This window comes from Tychonema sp. LEGE 07196 (assembly GCF_963890365.1).
Classification (GTDB): Bacteria; Cyanobacteriota; Cyanobacteriia; order Cyanobacteriales; family Microcoleaceae; genus Microcoleus.
Genome location: NZ_CAWPRX010000059.1, coordinates 1 through 16,240, shown reverse-complemented (window position 1 = coordinate 16,240; position 16,240 = coordinate 1). Strand labels below are relative to the sequence as shown.

The window sequence follows — 16,240 nt, the reverse complement described above, 5'->3', positions numbered from 1 at the left end:
GGGTTGGGGGGGGGTAAAAAATTTACGACTGATTTAGAATTGCTAGATTGGGGTTGAGCTGCTGCAACTATAGCCTGAACAATCTCAATTGCCTCTTTGATAGGCATTTTACCAGTTTCGACAGCCCTCATTAAATCCTGAGCTTCTTTAGGGCTAATGAGATCGAACCTAACTGGTTCTTTCAAGGAAACGATAAATTTTGTCTTGTCACTGTCTTCAAGCTTAGATGCTCTTTCTTTTGCTTCAACCTCTCTTAGCAGTTCTTTTAACTGTTTGAGAATTTCTTCTTGTTTCCCTTTGTTGAAATTGCTATCAAAGAAGATCCTCTTTGCTCCAACGAGAGCTGCTGCACCTAATGCTGCACCGCCAACAACCAATCCTACTGGGGGTGCAACCGCTATTAGCCCAAACAATATGGATGTACCGCCGAAAGCCGCAACAGCAGCACCAGCAGCACCAGCACCTACCACACCAATCCCAATCTCAGCTAAAATTCCTAGCTTATCATGAGGATTTTTTTCCAATTGCTCGATCGCTTTAAGGATTTGCTCCTTAGTTAGGGTTTTATTTGCTGACATATTAAGTCTCCTGATTTTTTCAAATTTTCTTATTTAAGCAGTGATCACGTTGCAAAAAACTGCATTGAAGACATCAATCAGTAGTTGAAAAAACAATCGGGCGATTTGAATAAAGTCTTGTGTTACTCCAACTATGCCATCTACTTGACGGTAGCCTTGATCTAGTCTATGTCCCGCGATCGCACCAACAGTTATACCTAGCACTGCTGCCAATGGCGCTAACAGTGGACCTATAATTGGTACTGAACTTGCCAATAGCCCCACAGCAGCTCCTATAGCAATGCCCGTAGCTAAATTAGGATGTGCCTTGACAAACTCGATAATTTTGATCAGAACAATTTTCCCTACAGCCAAAACTTTGTTACCAGCTTTTTTCGTGTAGCTAGCCAACTCGTGCAATCTGATGGTGACTTCGTGGGGCAAGCCGCAATCATTTAACCAGACATACAACTCGCTACTACTCATTGAATCGGCATCTACTTGCCAGAGAGCCATTTTTAAGTTTGCTTGGGGGAGGGATAATGCTGAAGTCATTTTTTTACTATGGGAAAGCTATAATAGTGCCTCTTAAATATGATTGTGACTATAAAATCTCAGTCTTGTCCAGTCGGAAAAAGTCGGGTAAAGTAGGCACTTTTATATCATTTACCATTTACCCACGCCAGAAAAAGCTGGACAAACTCGATCGGGTCGGAAAAAGACGGATAAAGTAGGATATAATAGGCAAAACCCCAGCATCAACCAGACTTATGGACGTTCAAGAAGTCTTAAAACTTGCCGACGACCTAGTTTTTATCAATACGGGAAAACACTTAGACAATCTGCAAGAAGTGATACTGCGGGGAACTTTACAAGGTCAGAAATACTCAAAAATAGCAGATGAGTCTCACTGTAGTGAAGGTCACATTAAAGATATTGCCTCTGCATTATGGAAGCTACTATCAGAAGTATTAGGCGAAGAAGTCAATAAAGCAAATTTTAGAGTCAGATTGGAGCAAGTAAAATTCTCAAATCTCTGGAACTTCAATAATAAAGATTGTGTACACATTGGTAACGTCAACGTCTGTGAAAATAATTCACAGTCCCCAAAAGTCCCCAATTCACCAATTGATGAAGAACCTCTAAACAAAGGCAATACTGAACCCAAAGTGCGTCAATTGTTAGCTGAAATGCCTAAGTCTGGCATTTTCTACGATCGCACATCCGAACTCGCCACCCTCAAACAGTGGATTCTCCACGAAAACACCCGCCTACTCGCCATACTAGGCATAGTAGGCATTGGCAAAACCGCACTCGCCGCCCAACTTGTCCAACAAATCAAACATGAATTTGATTTCGTCATCTGGCGAAGTCTCGCCACATCTCCACCCCTGTCAATACTTCAAACAAATATAATTCAATGTTTCCGTAGGGGCGGTGCCCCCGTGCCCGCCCACTCCCCAGAAGAAGGGGCAACCACGGGGGGATTGCCCCTACTGGAATACTTGCAAAAATACCGCTGTCTGCTGATACTCGATGACGTACAAATGGTAAATAGTAGCGGACAACTCGCTGGTGATTACAAACCTGGATATGAAGATTACGGCACGCTATTTCGACAAGTAGCAGAATTATCTCATAACAGTTGCTTAGTGTTGCTTAGTTGGGAAACACCCAGAGAAATTGCCGTATTAGAAGGCAAAAACCAACCAGTGCGATCGTTACAACTGAATGGTTTAGGTGCGGTTGCGGGGGAAATCCTCAGAGAAAAAGGTTTAGCGGAACATGAAAAATGGTCAGAACTAATTGAACAATACAAAGGCAATCCCTTGTGGTTGAAAATAGTTGCTACAATGATTCAAGATTTGTTTAACGGCAGCCTCTCGGAATTTTTGTCTGACGATCCACTATTTTTAGGCGATTTAGAATCTTTACTGCATCAGCCATTTAATCGCTTATCCGAGTCAGAAAAACAGGTAATGTCATGGCTAGCGAGTGAAGCCGCGCCAGTTTCCATATCAAAAGTGCCAGAGAATCTGCAATTATCCCGATCGCAGTTTTTGAAAGTTATGCAATCCTTGGGAAGGCGTTCGTTAATTGAAAAAATCCAAAAGGGCGATTCCCTACGGGATAGCTACGCTTCACGCACATTTTTCACCCTTGCACCCGTACTAAAAGAGTATCTCAAAACGAACTATTCCCCAAAATAGAACAAGAAGCCCGATCGCCCTTTTAGTAAAATTGGGGTTTTAGCCGTTCGCACTTAAATCTGATAGAATTAGGTATCTGCAAAACATCTGAACGATCGCTAAATGCACGTTATCAGTCGCAAAAAATTAAGAGACTACTGCCAAAATCATGCTGATTCCTGCGAAGCCCTCGATGATTGGTACAAAATTGCTAGTCAAGCCAACTGGAATAAACTTATTGAAGTTCAAACTATTTATCCTCAAGCTGAAGCAGTTGGAAATTTTACAATTTTCAATGTCAAAGGAAATAAATATCGCTTAATTGTAAGTCTTAACTATCAAAAGCAGATTGTTTATATCAAGTACATTTTGACTCATGCAGAATATGACAACAACAACTGGAAAAATGACCCTTACTTTTGACTCCGACAGGTACAGCAGCTTGCTATCTCAATATCAACCTCGCATTATCAAAAATGAAGATGAAAACGAAATATTTTTAGAAATAGTTGAAAGCTTGCTTTCTCGGAACAATCTAACCCCCGAAGAAGATACCCTCCTAGAACTATTAGTCAAACTAATTGAAGATTTTGAAGAAACGCATTATCAAATAAATGCTTCAACGCCCCACTCAAGACTTCTTCATTTGATGGATGCTAGAAATCTAGAGCCAGCGGATTTAGTAGAAATTATGGACACACTTGAGATAGTAACTCAAATCATTAATAACCAGCTAGAAATTACCAAAAAACAAGCTGAGGCTTTGGGAAAGTTTTTTGATGTCAATCCGAGTTTGTTTATATTTAATTAATTACAATCTTTCATATCTCTGTAGTCAGCGCAGGCGGACTTCATTTGTTTAGACGCGATTTCAATCGCCGATCCATCTTAGAAATTTGCGATCGACCTTTGTTTATTTAATTGGCTTTTCAGTCCTCTAAAAGAGGACTTTCGCTATGAGACGGGGGTTTTCAACCCCCGGCGGACTTGCGAGTTAGCGAAGGAATTTTGGCGTCCCCAAAGTGCGATTTACTACGAGATAGCTAAGCTACACGCACTTTATCATCACTTTTTTATAATGGAATCCAATCCAATTTATCAATCCATTCTTCAGCTTCCGAAGTCTCCCAAACTGTCACAATTTCTTCTGCCCATCTGCCTAAACTTGCACTTGGACGCACCCAAAACAATCCCCAAATTTGTCCTCCCGTCGCCCAATATTCCTCCAAATGTCCGGGAATACTTTTGCGGTTATCCGTTACCAATAGCCTTTGCGATGATTCCAAATAGCTGATTATTTCTGGATCTAGGGTTCCTAATGGCGGTGCATTTGCGTCGCCAACCCGCAAAATATCTATCTCCGGTTGAAGTTTTAAAACAGCACTTTTGAGCTTAGGTGGCAAATTTTCATCGAGTAAAAAACGAATTTTCAATTGAGTAGAAGTAACTCCTGTTCTCGCTGTGCTTTGATTGCTCTTACACGCTTTACTACCTCAGAAGGTTCCTTAGCCAACCATTCCTGATAGCGTTCTTCCCGCCACTTCGCCAGCCGCAACATATAAGCATCCATCTGCCTCCGATTTTGCAGATAATAAGTTAGTGTCGCGTAAATTTTCTCTAAATTTAGACTCGGTAATTCTTCCAGAATTTGGTCGGGCGAATATCCATCCAAGTAATATTTAATCACGTCGTCGATACCGATCCGATGTCCTTTGATGCGGATGTCATCGGGGTCGAGAAATTCAAAATAGTCTTCTAGTTGCATCGGTTTATCTCCGAATACTTAGTTAATAAGATTTTATCATAATTGCAAAGGGCGATCGACATTCTATAATAGAAACTTGTCGCGATCGCCCTTAATCCCCCCTATCATGCTTCAAATCCGCCGCCGTCCCCCCAGCACCTCAGTCTCCGTACTCTACCTCAGCTACGAAATCGCCGTACCCGACTCCGAACCCCGCCACATCCTCGAAGAAATCGTCTGGCAAAAAGAAGCAGAAGTGGCCCAAAAGCGCGATCGCACGCCCTTAGCCGAACTTCACAAAAGACTCCCCTTCGCGCCCCCCATCCGCGACTTCCTCGGCGCGCTAAAAAACGGTAAAACCACACCCGCAATCATCGCCGAAGTCAAAAAAGCTTCCCCCAGCAAAGGCGTAATTCGTGAAGATTTCGATCCCGTGGCGATCGCCCAAGCATACCAACAAAACGGCGCTAGCTGCATCTCCGTACTCACCGATGAAAAGTTTTTTCAAGGTAGCTTCGACAACCTCTCTAAAATCCGTGCCGCCGTCGAATTGCCGCTACTTTGCAAAGAGTTTATTATCTATCCCTACCAAATCTATCTCGCTCGGATTCACGGCGCAGATGCTGTATTGTTAATTGCCAGCATTCTATCTGACAAAGACTTACAATACTTTGTGAAAATTGTCAAGACATTGGGCATGACAGCTTTAATCGAAGTTCACACACTCGAAGAACTCGATCGAGTATTAACCCTACAAGGCGTCGAACTAATCGGCATCAACAACCGCAACCTAGAAAACTTTTCCGTCAGCCTAGAAACTACCGGTCAACTATTAGCCGATCGCCAAACCGACATCCAAGCAAAAAACATCCTCACCGTCAGCGAGTCAGGAATCCACACAGCAGACGACTTGAAACGAGTGGCCAGCGCCGGAGTCCAAGCCGTCCTCATCGGCGAGTCCCTAGTCAAACAGCCGGATCCGGGTGCTGCTTTAGCCTCCCTAGCCAAGGCTCATCCGCAAACCTAAAAGGCCAGACCGCTTGACAAACACCCCTGAATTCTGATAGAAAATGATTAAGTATGTAAATAATCAGCATTTCTGGCTTGTATCGACTCAGGCGCTTAATTTATGAAAAATTAGCCTTCGCAGCTATATTTCATAGAAATAGCTGGCAAAAAACCAATTAAATCTATTCGCTCTGGTTAGTCGATCGCGAAACTTAGCGCTAACAACGCACCCAGCCCCGAAAATTAGATCGGCAAAGCTGGGGTTTTTGTACGGCTAGCAAACCGATAAAAAATCAGGCATCTAATGTCCACCTGCGATGCCCCATGCAATTGTAATGGGGTGTCTGTTCGCTGAGGTATTTTAGCTTTCATGGAGCCAATTCCCCTGCCTTCGTACATTCATTATGAATTGCTACTTCAATTGTTAGAACGCAAAACAATGTTGGCTGTCAGTCCACAATCGCCGCAGCAGCAACAAGTTCACCAACTTATTATTACACTCCGCAAAGCCCTGGCGATTCAAAAGCAATTAGAACAAAGCTGCGAGCGATCGAACTTAGCGGTAGAATATCGCTGGTCTCTAAATGAAACTAACTCTACGGGAGTTAAAAGTTAAAAGTTAAAAGTTAAAAAACTTAGAGTGCAGACTTTAAAGTTTCAATTTTTGATTTATTCTATATAGCTAACCTAAATCATTTCTGCAAATCCGTAGGGGTAGTGCCCCGTTCGGCTCGACGCGAGCGTCGAGCCGTCTCTACCCCAGCACAAGGCGGGCTATCACGGGGGGAAAGCCCCTACAAGAGTTACACAATTCATTTAGGCTAGCTATATAACTCCCACAGAAAAAGTTAGGACAGGATTATGGACAACAAATTAATGCTGATGATTCCCGGCCCGACACCGGTGCCGGAAGCGGCTTTGCTGGCGATGGCCAAACACCCGATGGGCCACCGCAGCAAGGAATTTGATGCGATTTTTGGAGAATGTACCGAAAACCTCAAATGGCTGCACCAAACAAAAAGTGACGTGCTGAGTTTGACTGTTTCCGGTACCGGCGCGATGGAAGCTGGGATAATTAATTTCTTGAGTGCGGGCGATCGAGTTTTGGTCGGCACCAACGGTAAATTTGGCGAACGCTGGGCCGAAGTCGCAGAAGCCTACGGTTTAAATGTCGAAATCATCAAAGCCGAGTGGGGCCAACAATTAGACCCGGAAAATTTCCGCGAAAAACTGGAAGCTGATACAGAAAAGCAAATCAAAGCTGTCATCATCACCCACTCGGAAACCTCCACGGGCGTTCTCAACGACCTCGAAACCATCAACCGCCACGTCAAAGCCCACGGCGAAGCTTTAATCATGGTCGATGCTGTCACCAGTCTAGGTGCTGCCAACGTACCGATGGACGCTTGGGGAATTGACGTGATTGCTTCTGGTTCTCAGAAAGCTTACATGATTCCCCCAGGTTTGGGTTTTGTGGCTGTTAGTCCGAAAGCTTGGAAAGCTTACAAAACTGCGACGCTGCCCCGCTATTATTTGGATTTGGGCAAATATAGCAAAGACGCTGCCAAAAATACCACTCCTTTTACTCCGCCGGTCAATATGTTTTTTGGACTGCAAGTAACATTGCAGATGATGAAAGCCGAAGGGTTAGAAAACGTTTTCGCGCGGCACAAACGGTTGATGACAACTACTCGCGCTGCTGTAAAAGCTTTGGGTTTGCCGTTGTTCGCGGCTGACGGTGCAGCCAGCCCTGCGATTACTTCGGTGATGCCGCCTGAATCTGTAGATGCTCAAAAAGTGCGGACTTTGATGAGAAAGAAGTTTGATATTGCTCTAGCCGATGGACAAGACCATTTGAAAGGTAAAATCTTCCGAATCGGTCATTTGGGCTTTGTGTGCGATCGCGATATTCTAGCAGCTATTTCCGCCTTGGAAGTCGTATTGCAAGAATTGGGCCATGAAGGCTATACTCCTGGTGCCGGCGTTGCCGCTGCTGCGAAACTTTTGGCAGAATCTTAATCTAAGTTATTAAAGGATTTTGGATTTGGGATTTTATTATCTAAAATCTAAAATCCTTTTAATATGCTTGCGCCAACCAATCAAAGATTTTATCCAACTGGTCGAGAGTAACTAAACCGTACTGCCACAGAACCATCGGCAACGAATTCGGGTCTTTGTCGCGCTGCCGCTGTTTGTCGCCGCGACGTTCGGCTACGGCTATTGAAGCGGGAGAAATCGCCAAATCTTCTTGTAAAAATCGAATTAATTTAGTGTAAGTAGCGGGTGCCATGTCATTTTGCCTCCAAGTATAGGACACCATTTTCTGATGTGAACCTGATGTTTGTGATTAGTAATAAGCCAGTTTTAAATCTGTCTTTTAACCGTGGCTTAGCTGTTTTAACAGTATTAGCGGTTGTTGCAAATGTGAAACTTAGTGCTGGGTGGGAGTTGAAAGCCAATCTTTCCCAAAAAGCAAAAGATTTTGTACTTTTGCGGATGGCCCGATCGCTCAATAGATCGCGATCAAAACCTAAACTGAATACCTCGGTATTATGCAACGCGAATCTGAAGAAATTCTGTTACCTAAAACTAATAAACCAGGTTCAGAGTCTAGCTTCATCTGCGAAAATGCAGAATCCGCAAATTTACTGCCGCAATATTGGTCAGATATTTTGCTCGAACCCGAATCTGCTACCTGAGATCAACTTTGCCAATTAATTTAGCGCGTCGCATCTTACTTCAGATAGGTTTAGTAGATTGAGGTCGATCGCCTGAAGTTCCAGAAAATTGCCTTTGGCGATCGAGGTCTTGGAGACCACCACCGTCTCTCAGGATTGATAACGAGTCGCTGACTCGTCTCATACCTGCTACCCACAATCTACAGCTTCCGCAAACAAGCTCAAGTCTAGACTGACTGAGATTGACATCGTAGCAAATCTTTTCCTATTTGTGCTGAATCTTACATTAATAATCTAACAAATTTTGTAAATTTTTGTAAACTTTATAAATTTTTGCTGGTTATACAAAGCCGAACTCAGCCGTATCTGAACGGAGAGTGATATCAATTCCGGTTGAACTCATACATGACTGTTGATTGTTGACTGTTGACTGTTGATTGTTGACTGTTGGCTGTTGACTGGTCAAAAAACTGAATGGTTGAGTGTTGACTGTTGACTAGATTTGATTATTCCGATGCAACCGGAAACGCTATGACGGGTGATAATTGTTACTGGAAAAACTCGATCGCAATCCGATCGCCCACTTTGACACCGAGTTCAGCAGCCCGCCCCCCACGAAGTTCGATCACTCGATCGACAGGAGTATCAGGCCCGTAGGTAGGACAAGGCTCGGCTGTACAGGGAGGTGCCTCGGCTGCGATAGCTGTGACTACTCCATCCCGCAGAAAAATCATATCCAGAGAAATCTGGCAATTTTTCATCCAAAAATTGACCCACCGCGCCGGTTTAAACTCAAACAGCATTCCTCTGTCATCGGCCAGAGAAGTTCTGTACATTAAACCCATAGCCTGTTGTTCCGATGTTTTAGCGACTTCGAGTTCGATCTGGCGATCGGCTATCCGAGCTCTAGCAGAAATAGGCAGCACTTGACCCGATGTTGTCGCCGTCGGAGACTGCGAGGCTAAAATGCCAGTAACACCAGCATCCGCGACAGGTAAAGCCGGCGAACATGCCAGCAAAAATATAATTACCCCAATATTCAGGAAAGTAGCGAAATAACTCATAATGATTTTAGATTGTTGACTGTTGACTGTTGACTGTTGACTGCGTTGAGTGATGACAACTGACAACTGACAACTGTCAACTGACAACTGACTAATGACTAAGGACTGATGACTAATGACTGCTTCAAGCTTCACGCATCACGTAGCCAACACCCCGCACCGTCTGAATCAAGCGTTTTTCGCCTTCATCTTCAATCTTGAGCCGCAGATAGCGGATGTAAACTTCTATCACATTCGACTCGCCCAGAAAGTCGTAACCCCAAACATTCTCTAGAATTTGTTCCCGAGTCAAAACCTCGCGGGGATGTTCCATCAAATACTTTAGCAGCTCAAATTCTTTCATCGTCAGGTCGATCGTCCGTCCGTTGCGGAGGGCGCGCCTAGAAGCCAAATCCAAAACTAAATCGCCAAACCTCAACTGTTCGCTGCTGGGGCGTTCCGGCTGCAAATACAAGCGTACCAAGTGCAAAAACTCGTCAGTGCGGTAAGGTTTGAGAAAATAATCGTCCGCCCCAGCTTCCAGACAAGCCACGCGATCGTCAACTGTATCACGACCGATCAATAATAACACCGGTACCCGATTGCCGCTGCTTCGGAGGTGAGAACACAGCGACAGTCCCGACTCAGGGCCGAGTATGCGATCGATTACAATCAAAGCTGGCTGCAATTCACGGGCTAAATGTTGGCCGGCGGCGGTATTTGAAGCTATTACCGGTTCGTAGCCTGAAGATTTTAAGTCGAGACTCAAGTGTCCGGCGAGAACTTCGTCTGTTTCTACTAGCAGGACACGGGGATTGCGATCGAAAGTAATTGCAGCCATTGAATTGACCGGTGAAGACCATAACTGTTGTAACACGTTTGAGGGCAGTTGGTTGTTGGCAGTTGGTTGTTGGTTATTAGTTATTAGTTATTAGTTATTAGTTATTGGTTATTAGTTGGTGATTATTAGTTGTTAAGTTGTCGCGCCTTTGAATCCTATATTCAGGGCGGGCATGATGCCCATCCCACAAGAGTTTTATTTCTTTTGACATACAATTTAAATGCCGCAACAGCTTAGTTATTAGTTAACAGTCAACAGTCAACAGTCAACAGTCAACAGTCAACAGTTAACAGTCAACAGTTAACAGTCAACAGTCAACAGTCAACAATTCCCAATGAGTATCATCGTATTCGGCAGTATCAATATTGACCTAGCAGCAAAAACTCCCCGTTTACCGCAGCCGGGGGAAACTATTATCGGTAGCAATTTTTTGACGGCCGGCGGCGGCAAAGGAGCAAATCAAGCTGTCGCCGCCGCGCGTCTTGGAACTTGTACCCACATCGTCGGTCGCGTCGGCAATGATAAATTTGCTGAAGAATTATTGACTAATTTACAATTTTATGGTTTAAATACAGAGAATGTATTGATAGATAAAACCACTCATTCGGGTGTGGCAATTATCGCGGTAGATGATAGCGGTCAAAATAACATTATTGTGATTCCGGGTGCGAATAACAATGTTGGTGCAGCAGATATAGAATGTCTGAAAAAACTGTTGCCCCAATCTACATCGCTGCTATTACAGTTAGAAATTCCCCTGGAAGTTGTCCGAAAAGCTGCTAGAGTTGGCCGTGAAGCGGGGGTGCGAGTGATTCTCGATCCTGCACCGGCTGTGGGGGATTTGCCGATCGAACTTTATCCGCTAATTGACATTATCACGCCGAATGAAGTGGAAGCTGGCCAGTTAGTCGGTTTTGCGGTGAATGACACGGAAACGGCGATGGCAGCGGCTAAACAGTTGCAGGAACGCGGTGTCGAAAATGTTATTGTCAAATTGGGCGATCGCGGGGTGGTGGCGGTGACTGCAGATGAGAGCTTTTTTGTGCCGGCTTTTGCTGTGGAGGCGATCGACACTGTGGCTGCTGGCGATGCTTTTAACGGCGGATTGGCCTGTGCTTTAGATGGCGGTCGATCGCTCCGCGAAGCAGTGGTGTGGGGCGCAGCAGCGGGCGCTCTGTGTGCAACGAAAGCGGGCGCTCAAGCTGCTATGCCCGATCGCGCAACGTTCGATCGTTTTTTACAGAATAGGCTTATTGGCTAAATATTCGATCGATAGGAAGACGGCAGTTTGTACGGTGTGTCCGATCGATTGATAGCAATAAATTGGATCGCGCGTGCCGTGTTTGTTATGGTAATCGATCGGACTTGATATAACGAGTACAAAAAATGAAAAAACCAGGTTTCTTTTAAGAAGTCTGGTTTTTACGTCAGGGCTGACGCACGCGAGGGCCCATACAGCGGGTTTTTCAGTTAATCTACAGGTTAGTGCGAAGAATTATTGTCAAAAAAACCCGGTTTCCGATCGCCCCAGAGTGAGTCCTTGGGGTATTTTATTGTCTAGTTGAAGCTACTTAACTTCGGACGATGGCCGAGTGTTAGGCGATTCGTAATAAACCCCAGAACCTGTATCGGAGACAAAGTGACAATCCCAGTAAGAGCGAATAAAACTCTTCCAAATTGGATCGGTTGATTTGCGGTAATAATCGCCCAACACTGGTTTAATTGCTTCGGTTGCTTCCTTCAAGTGATAGTGCGGCATTGTCGAGAAAATGTGGTGGGCGACGTGGGTGCCGATGTCGTGATGGATGGAGTTGATGAATCCGTAATCGCGATCGATCGTAGATAGCGCACCTTTCAAGAAATACCAGTCATCTCCGCGATACCAAGGAATATCGGCTTCTGTGTGGTGCAGGAATGTTACCAAATCCAGCCACATTACGAAGATTACGTAGGGAACCAGGTAGAACTTGAGTAAAAACAACCAACCAAATTGGTAGGTTAATGCGCCTAAAAAGCCTACCATCAATACCAAGGATGCGGAACTCGTCAACACATCCCATTTTTCGGAAGGACGGAAAATCGGGCTACCGGGCATGAAGTGAGAACCTACCCGATCGGGCGATCGGCGAAACAGATAAATTGGATAGGCAAATAACATCAAATAAAAGCGTCCCAGCTTCTCATACCATGGCATTTGATTGTATTTGCTTTCCGACACCGGATACCAGCTTTCATCGTTATCCAAGCTGCCTGTATTCGCGTGGTGGGTTCTGTGGCTGATCCGCCAACCGTGGAAGGGTACGAGAATTGGAGCGTGGGAGAGGTGTCCGATCAGGTTGTTCAGCCATTTTTTCTTAGAAAATGAACCGTGCCCGCAGTCGTGGCCTACTACAAACAACGCCCAAAACATGGTTCCCTGCATCAACCAAAAGATTGGATAAAACCACCAGGAATCGAGGCTGTAGGCGATCGCATATAAACCTGCGATGATGCCAATATCTAAAAAGAAATAAGCTAGAGATTTCCCTGTCGAGGGTTCAAAACAATGGGCTGGAATGGCTGCTTTAACATCTTGAAGAGTAAAAGGTAACTCTTTTGTACGGGAGGATGAGCTTTTATCGCTCGGCGGATTGAGAAGAGTATTTGATTGCACGAAGTTTCCGATTTAAGCTGACTTGAGAAACCGCATTTCGCCTTTTAACTTTCACTTTGGGCTCGCAAGGAGCCATATTTTTTACTCTGCAAGGGTTTCTAAAGTTCTTTAGTTCGCATGAATAGCCTTCCCGCGATTCTCAAGCAAGTTGGCTTGTCAAATACTTGTGTGGGAAAATTTAGTGCGATCGACCCTGTTATCTAAAAAAAATTCCTGTGTTCGTTGTTAGTTACGAAATGCGATTTTAATCTGATATCGCACTTCTGGAGGCAGTACCTCCAGTCCGCAGGTGGCCTATAGCGCTTCCGGCAGGAATTGTTAACGATAGTGTAGGGAAGGCCGAGCGATTTTAGATTTTAGATTTTAGATTTTTTATTGAATCTCAAACCTCAAATCCGAGTCTTGGGTTTCCCGCAAGTTCTACCCAACTGGCAATTCGCTACAATTCACTAATTCTGCAAGAGTTGCAATAGCTAAGTTAATTTAACATTTCTACACACACTTGGCAAGACTTTTCAGAAAATTTTTAAAATTCATAAATTGTTGAAAGCGATCGCTCAAAAATGGATGAAATCCCCCAAAAATTGTCGAGAATTCAAGCATTTTAGATTTTCGTTCAAACTCCTAGATTGACTGCGCTGCAAGTCATATCATATCCGGTCGATTGACACTCGATCGGAATTTGTTCGCGCGTGCGGACTCACATTCCGCACGCGCGAACAAGTCAATCTTAAATCGACTGATGCGCGATCGCTTTCTAGCGTTTGGTTTTTCTAGGTCGCAGCCTTTTCTAAGATCAGCTTAGACCGTTTTACCACTTCTGGAATGTCGATCGGATAATCGCCCGTGAAACAGGCCGAACAGAAACTTTTCGTATCTTCGTTAGTCGCCTTCAGCATTCCCTCTCTACTCAAGAAAGCCAAGGAATCCACCTCCATTAGAGTGGCGATTTCTGCGACTGACTTGGTAGCAGCAATCAACTGATCTTGATTGTCGGTGTCTATTCCGTAGAAACAAGGATGAGTCACCGGCGGCGAGGAAACTCTCATGTGTACTGCGGTCGCGCCCGCATCCCGCAAGGCTTTGACGATTTTGCGGCTGGTAGTGCCGCGCACGATCGAATCGTCGATAATGATTACTCGCTTTCCGTCCAACACATCTCTGAGAGGGTTGAGTTTCATGCGGATTCCTGACTCCCGCATGGCCTGAGTCGGTTGAATAAAAGTGCGCCCGACGTAGCGATTTTTAATTAATCCTTCGGCGTAAGGAATGCCGGAAGCTTGAGAAAAGCCGATCGCCGCCGGGATTCCAGAATCGGGAACGCCGATGACTATATCAGCATCAGCGGGAGATTCTGCTGCCAACATACGTCCGATCCGCAGTCGGTAGCTGTACAAATTTTCACCTTCCATAATGCTGTCAGGTCGAGCAAAATAGATCATTTCAAAGATGCAAAGTTTGCGCTTTTGCTGCTGGCTCCAGTGGAAGGAAGCCATACCTTCTTCTGTAATCCAAACTAATTCCCCCGGTTCTACATCCCGCAAAAATTCAGCACCGATAATATCTAAGCCGCAAGTTTCCGACGCTAAAACGTACCGTACCGGAGTTGTGGGGAGAGTGCCAATTACCAGCGGGCGAACGCCGTGGGGGTCGCGGACTCCCATCACGCCGATCGGGGTGGCGATCGTCAAACTAAAGGCTCCTTGGCACATACCAAAGGCACTGATCGCTGCTTCGAGCCAGTCTTTACCCTTGTCTACCTCCGAACCGATCGCCACTGCGATCGCCTCTGAATCCGTCGAGCTGACAAACTCGCAGTTGCGAGACAGCAATTCTTCCCGCAATTCTTTAGTATTGACAAGATTCCCGTTATGTGCTAGAGCCAGACTTCCCAAACGGGTTTCGACTACCACAGGTTGAGCGTTGATCGCTCGCGACGAACCCGTAGTAGAGTAGCGAGTGTGTCCAACGGCCAAGTTACCCGGCAAGTGACCTAAATTCGATTCGTTGAAGACTTGGGAAACCAGTCCCATATCCTTGTGCAGATGGACTGTTTCACCCTCAAAGGTGGCAATTCCTGCAGATTCCTGACCCCGGTGCTGCAAAGCATACAAACCGAAGTAGGTCAACTTGGCTACATCTTCACCCGGTGCGTAGATACCGAAAACGCCGCAAGCTTCCTCTGGCTTATCGGGTTTGCTAGAATGCTCGTCAGCCTCGAAGGAATGGTTGGGAATCATAGATTGGGTTGGCTTGTATGTAATGGGGACGGTACGTAAGCGGGGCAATTTCACCGGTGCGTTTGGTTGGGGAAGATGCCGTATAACTTAACACTCCCTTAATGTTGCCACGGATCTGTCATTCGATTTTAGATTTTAGATTTTAGATTTTAGGTTTACTCCCCAACAGAGGAATTAGCTGAGCCCGATTAGAGTCTAAAATTTTACTCTCTCCACTTGAGATTTTAGATTTTAGGTTTACTCCCCAACAGAGGAATCACCGGAGCCCAACTAGAGTCTAAAATTTTGCTATCTCCACTAATTAAGTTAGGCGGCTAATATCCGTTCCAGCTTGTGCAACCTTTCAGGCAGAAGCTATGCGGCGTTCAATGGCATTGTAGTATCGATCGCCCAGTTCTGCGATCGTAACCTCAATTAACGGCTCCTTGTCGGTAGTAAAAACCCGCAAAGACGATTCGGTACTACCAACCAAGCCGATTTTCTGCCACTTACCGGCCAAATTCTCCTGCAAGTAGGATGTCCAAGCAGCATCATTTTCAGGACTTACCGAAACTAAAATACAATTTCCCATTTCGCCAAATAGCAATTCATCCCAACGCTGAGACTGTGCCGAATTTGGGTAAAGGTGGATTTTGGCACCAAGTTTACCAGAAATGCAGCATTCAGCCAGGGCGATCGCGATTCCTCCCTCCGCACAATCGTGAGCAGAGCGTACCCAACCGCTGCCAATGCCATCCCGACAAGCTTTTTGCACTCGTCTTTCCAAATCAAAATCTATAACTGGTGGCTTACCCGCGATCGTACCGTGAACAGCAGCCAAATATTCCGAACCGCCCAAAGTCGGCGAAGTTTGCACCTGAGCATTTTCCGATACATCCCCAATTCCCAGCAGATAAATGAAATCTCCCTCTTTTTGCCAAGCTTGGCCGCAAATCTTCGTCAAATCTGCAATCAACCCCACCATTCCGATGACCGGAGTCGGATAAATTGGTACAGGATTCCCCCCAGCATCAACCGTTTCATTGTAAAGAGAAACATTACCGCCAGTAACAGGAGTTCCCAACTCGCGACAAGCATCAGCAATTCCCCGACAAGCAGACGCTAACTGCCAATATCCAACAGGCTTTTCAGGACTGCCAAAATTGAGATTATCCGTAACAGCCAAAGGTTCAGCACCAACACAACTCAAATTTCTCGCCGCTTCAGCAACTACCGCTTTTGCACCTTCGTAGGGGTCAAGATAAACATAGCGAGAATTGCAGTCAACCGTTGCAGCAACTCCTGGAG

At 45.3% G+C, this 16,240-nt stretch carries 18 protein-coding genes; 8 read left to right on the top strand and 10 right to left on the bottom strand.

The window, feature by feature from the left end:
- Both AACV78_RS07750 and AACV78_RS07745 read right to left on the bottom strand, forming a co-directional pair.
- On the bottom strand, nucleotides 1–524 hold a 524-nt coding region (locus AACV78_RS07750; RefSeq protein ID WP_228042645.1), incomplete at its 3' end, for a hypothetical protein.
- Nucleotides 525–611: 87 nt separating this feature from the next.
- Nucleotides 612–1,112, bottom strand: coding sequence for a DUF2273 domain-containing protein (locus AACV78_RS07745; RefSeq protein WP_194012174.1), 501 nt, complete (start codon nucleotides 1,110–1,112; stop codon nucleotides 612–614).
- A gap of 215 nt (nucleotides 1,113–1,327) precedes the next feature.
- Between AACV78_RS07745 and AACV78_RS07740 the strand changes: the two genes are divergently transcribed.
- The 3 genes from AACV78_RS07740 (at nucleotide 1,328) to AACV78_RS07730 (ending at nucleotide 3,557) form a co-directional block, all read left to right on the top strand.
- Complete coding sequence (locus tag AACV78_RS07740) at nucleotides 1,328–2,767, top strand: helix-turn-helix domain-containing protein (RefSeq protein ID WP_194012175.1); 1,440 nt, start codon at nucleotides 1,328–1,330, stop codon at nucleotides 2,765–2,767.
- A 102-nt stretch (nucleotides 2,768–2,869) separates the two neighbouring features.
- Nucleotides 2,870–3,169: a type II toxin-antitoxin system HigB family toxin gene (locus AACV78_RS07735; RefSeq protein WP_194012176.1), complete on the top strand. Its 300-nt coding sequence runs from the start codon at nucleotides 2,870–2,872 to the stop codon at nucleotides 3,167–3,169.
- Nucleotides 3,153–3,557, top strand: coding sequence for a helix-turn-helix domain-containing protein (locus AACV78_RS07730; protein ID WP_194012177.1), 405 nt, complete (start codon nucleotides 3,153–3,155; stop codon nucleotides 3,555–3,557). The genes AACV78_RS07735 and AACV78_RS07730 overlap by 17 nt, the downstream gene beginning before the upstream one ends.
- A 262-nt stretch (nucleotides 3,558–3,819) precedes the next feature.
- Here the strand turns inward: AACV78_RS07730 and AACV78_RS07725 are convergent, their stop codons facing one another.
- Together AACV78_RS07725 and AACV78_RS07720 are read right to left on the bottom strand one after the other, a co-directional pair.
- On the bottom strand, nucleotides 3,820–4,179 hold the full coding sequence (locus tag AACV78_RS07725) for a DUF5615 family PIN-like protein (protein ID WP_194012178.1): 360 nt from the start codon (nucleotides 4,177–4,179) through the stop codon (nucleotides 3,820–3,822).
- The gene (locus AACV78_RS07720; protein WP_194012179.1) at nucleotides 4,176–4,511 is read right to left on the bottom strand and encodes a DUF433 domain-containing protein; all 336 of its coding nucleotides are present in this window, start codon (nucleotides 4,509–4,511) and stop codon (nucleotides 4,176–4,178) included. Before AACV78_RS07720 ends, AACV78_RS07725 begins: the two co-directional genes overlap by 4 nt.
- Nucleotides 4,512–4,617: 106 nt before the next feature.
- On the opposite strand from AACV78_RS07720, the gene trpC reads away from it, so the two are divergent.
- The 3 genes from trpC (at nucleotide 4,618) to AACV78_RS07705 (ending at nucleotide 7,517) form a co-directional block, all read left to right on the top strand.
- A complete protein-coding gene (gene trpC, locus AACV78_RS07715; protein WP_194012180.1) occupies nucleotides 4,618–5,517 on the top strand; it encodes an indole-3-glycerol phosphate synthase TrpC in 900 nt (299 codons plus the stop codon).
- Nucleotides 5,518–5,868: 351 nt separating this feature from the next.
- Nucleotides 5,869–6,114: a DUF5340 domain-containing protein gene (locus tag AACV78_RS07710; protein ID WP_194012181.1), complete on the top strand. Its 246-nt coding sequence runs from the start codon at nucleotides 5,869–5,871 to the stop codon at nucleotides 6,112–6,114.
- 245 nt (nucleotides 6,115–6,359) lie between these two features.
- Nucleotides 6,360–7,517: a pyridoxal-phosphate-dependent aminotransferase family protein gene (locus AACV78_RS07705; RefSeq protein WP_194012182.1), complete on the top strand. Its 1,158-nt coding sequence runs from the start codon at nucleotides 6,360–6,362 to the stop codon at nucleotides 7,515–7,517.
- A gap of 58 nt (nucleotides 7,518–7,575) precedes the next feature.
- Here AACV78_RS07705 and AACV78_RS07700 read toward each other — a convergent pair whose 3' ends face one another.
- Nucleotides 7,576–7,788: a DUF2949 domain-containing protein gene (locus tag AACV78_RS07700; protein WP_194012183.1), complete on the bottom strand. Its 213-nt coding sequence runs from the start codon at nucleotides 7,786–7,788 to the stop codon at nucleotides 7,576–7,578.
- 262 nt (nucleotides 7,789–8,050) lie between these two features.
- On the opposite strand from AACV78_RS07700, the gene AACV78_RS07695 reads away from it, so the two are divergent.
- Entirely contained in the window at nucleotides 8,051–8,197 is a 147-nt protein-coding gene (locus AACV78_RS07695) for a hypothetical protein (RefSeq protein ID WP_194012184.1), read from the top strand.
- A 527-nt stretch (nucleotides 8,198–8,724) separates the two neighbouring features.
- Here the strand turns inward: AACV78_RS07695 and AACV78_RS07690 are convergent.
- Both AACV78_RS07690 and nblR read right to left on the bottom strand, forming a co-directional pair.
- Entirely contained in the window at nucleotides 8,725–9,375 is a 651-nt protein-coding gene (locus AACV78_RS07690) for a DUF192 domain-containing protein (protein ID WP_445329580.1), read from the bottom strand.
- Complete coding sequence (gene nblR / locus AACV78_RS07685) at nucleotides 9,365–10,060, bottom strand: response regulator transcription factor NblR (RefSeq protein WP_194012185.1); 696 nt, start codon at nucleotides 10,058–10,060, stop codon at nucleotides 9,365–9,367. Before nblR ends, AACV78_RS07690 begins: the two co-directional genes overlap by 11 nt.
- A 334-nt stretch (nucleotides 10,061–10,394) precedes the next feature.
- Between nblR and rbsK the strand changes: the two genes are divergently transcribed.
- Nucleotides 10,395–11,321, top strand: a complete 927-nt coding sequence (gene rbsK, locus AACV78_RS07680) for a ribokinase (protein WP_194012186.1) — start codon at nucleotides 10,395–10,397, stop codon at nucleotides 11,319–11,321.
- A gap of 306 nt (nucleotides 11,322–11,627) precedes the next feature.
- Here the strand turns inward: rbsK and AACV78_RS07675 are convergent, their stop codons facing one another.
- The 3 genes from AACV78_RS07675 to AACV78_RS07665 form a co-directional block, all read right to left on the bottom strand.
- A complete protein-coding gene (locus AACV78_RS07675; protein WP_194012187.1) occupies nucleotides 11,628–12,713 on the bottom strand; it encodes a fatty acid desaturase in 1,086 nt (361 codons plus the stop codon).
- A gap of 773 nt (nucleotides 12,714–13,486) precedes the next feature.
- A complete protein-coding gene (gene purF, locus AACV78_RS07670) occupies nucleotides 13,487–14,953 on the bottom strand; it encodes an amidophosphoribosyltransferase (RefSeq protein WP_194012188.1) in 1,467 nt (488 codons plus the stop codon).
- A 343-nt stretch (nucleotides 14,954–15,296) separates the two neighbouring features.
- Nucleotides 15,297–16,240, bottom strand: a 944-nt coding sequence (locus AACV78_RS07665) for an AIR synthase related protein (protein ID WP_228042644.1), incomplete at its 5' end; no start/stop codon positions are given.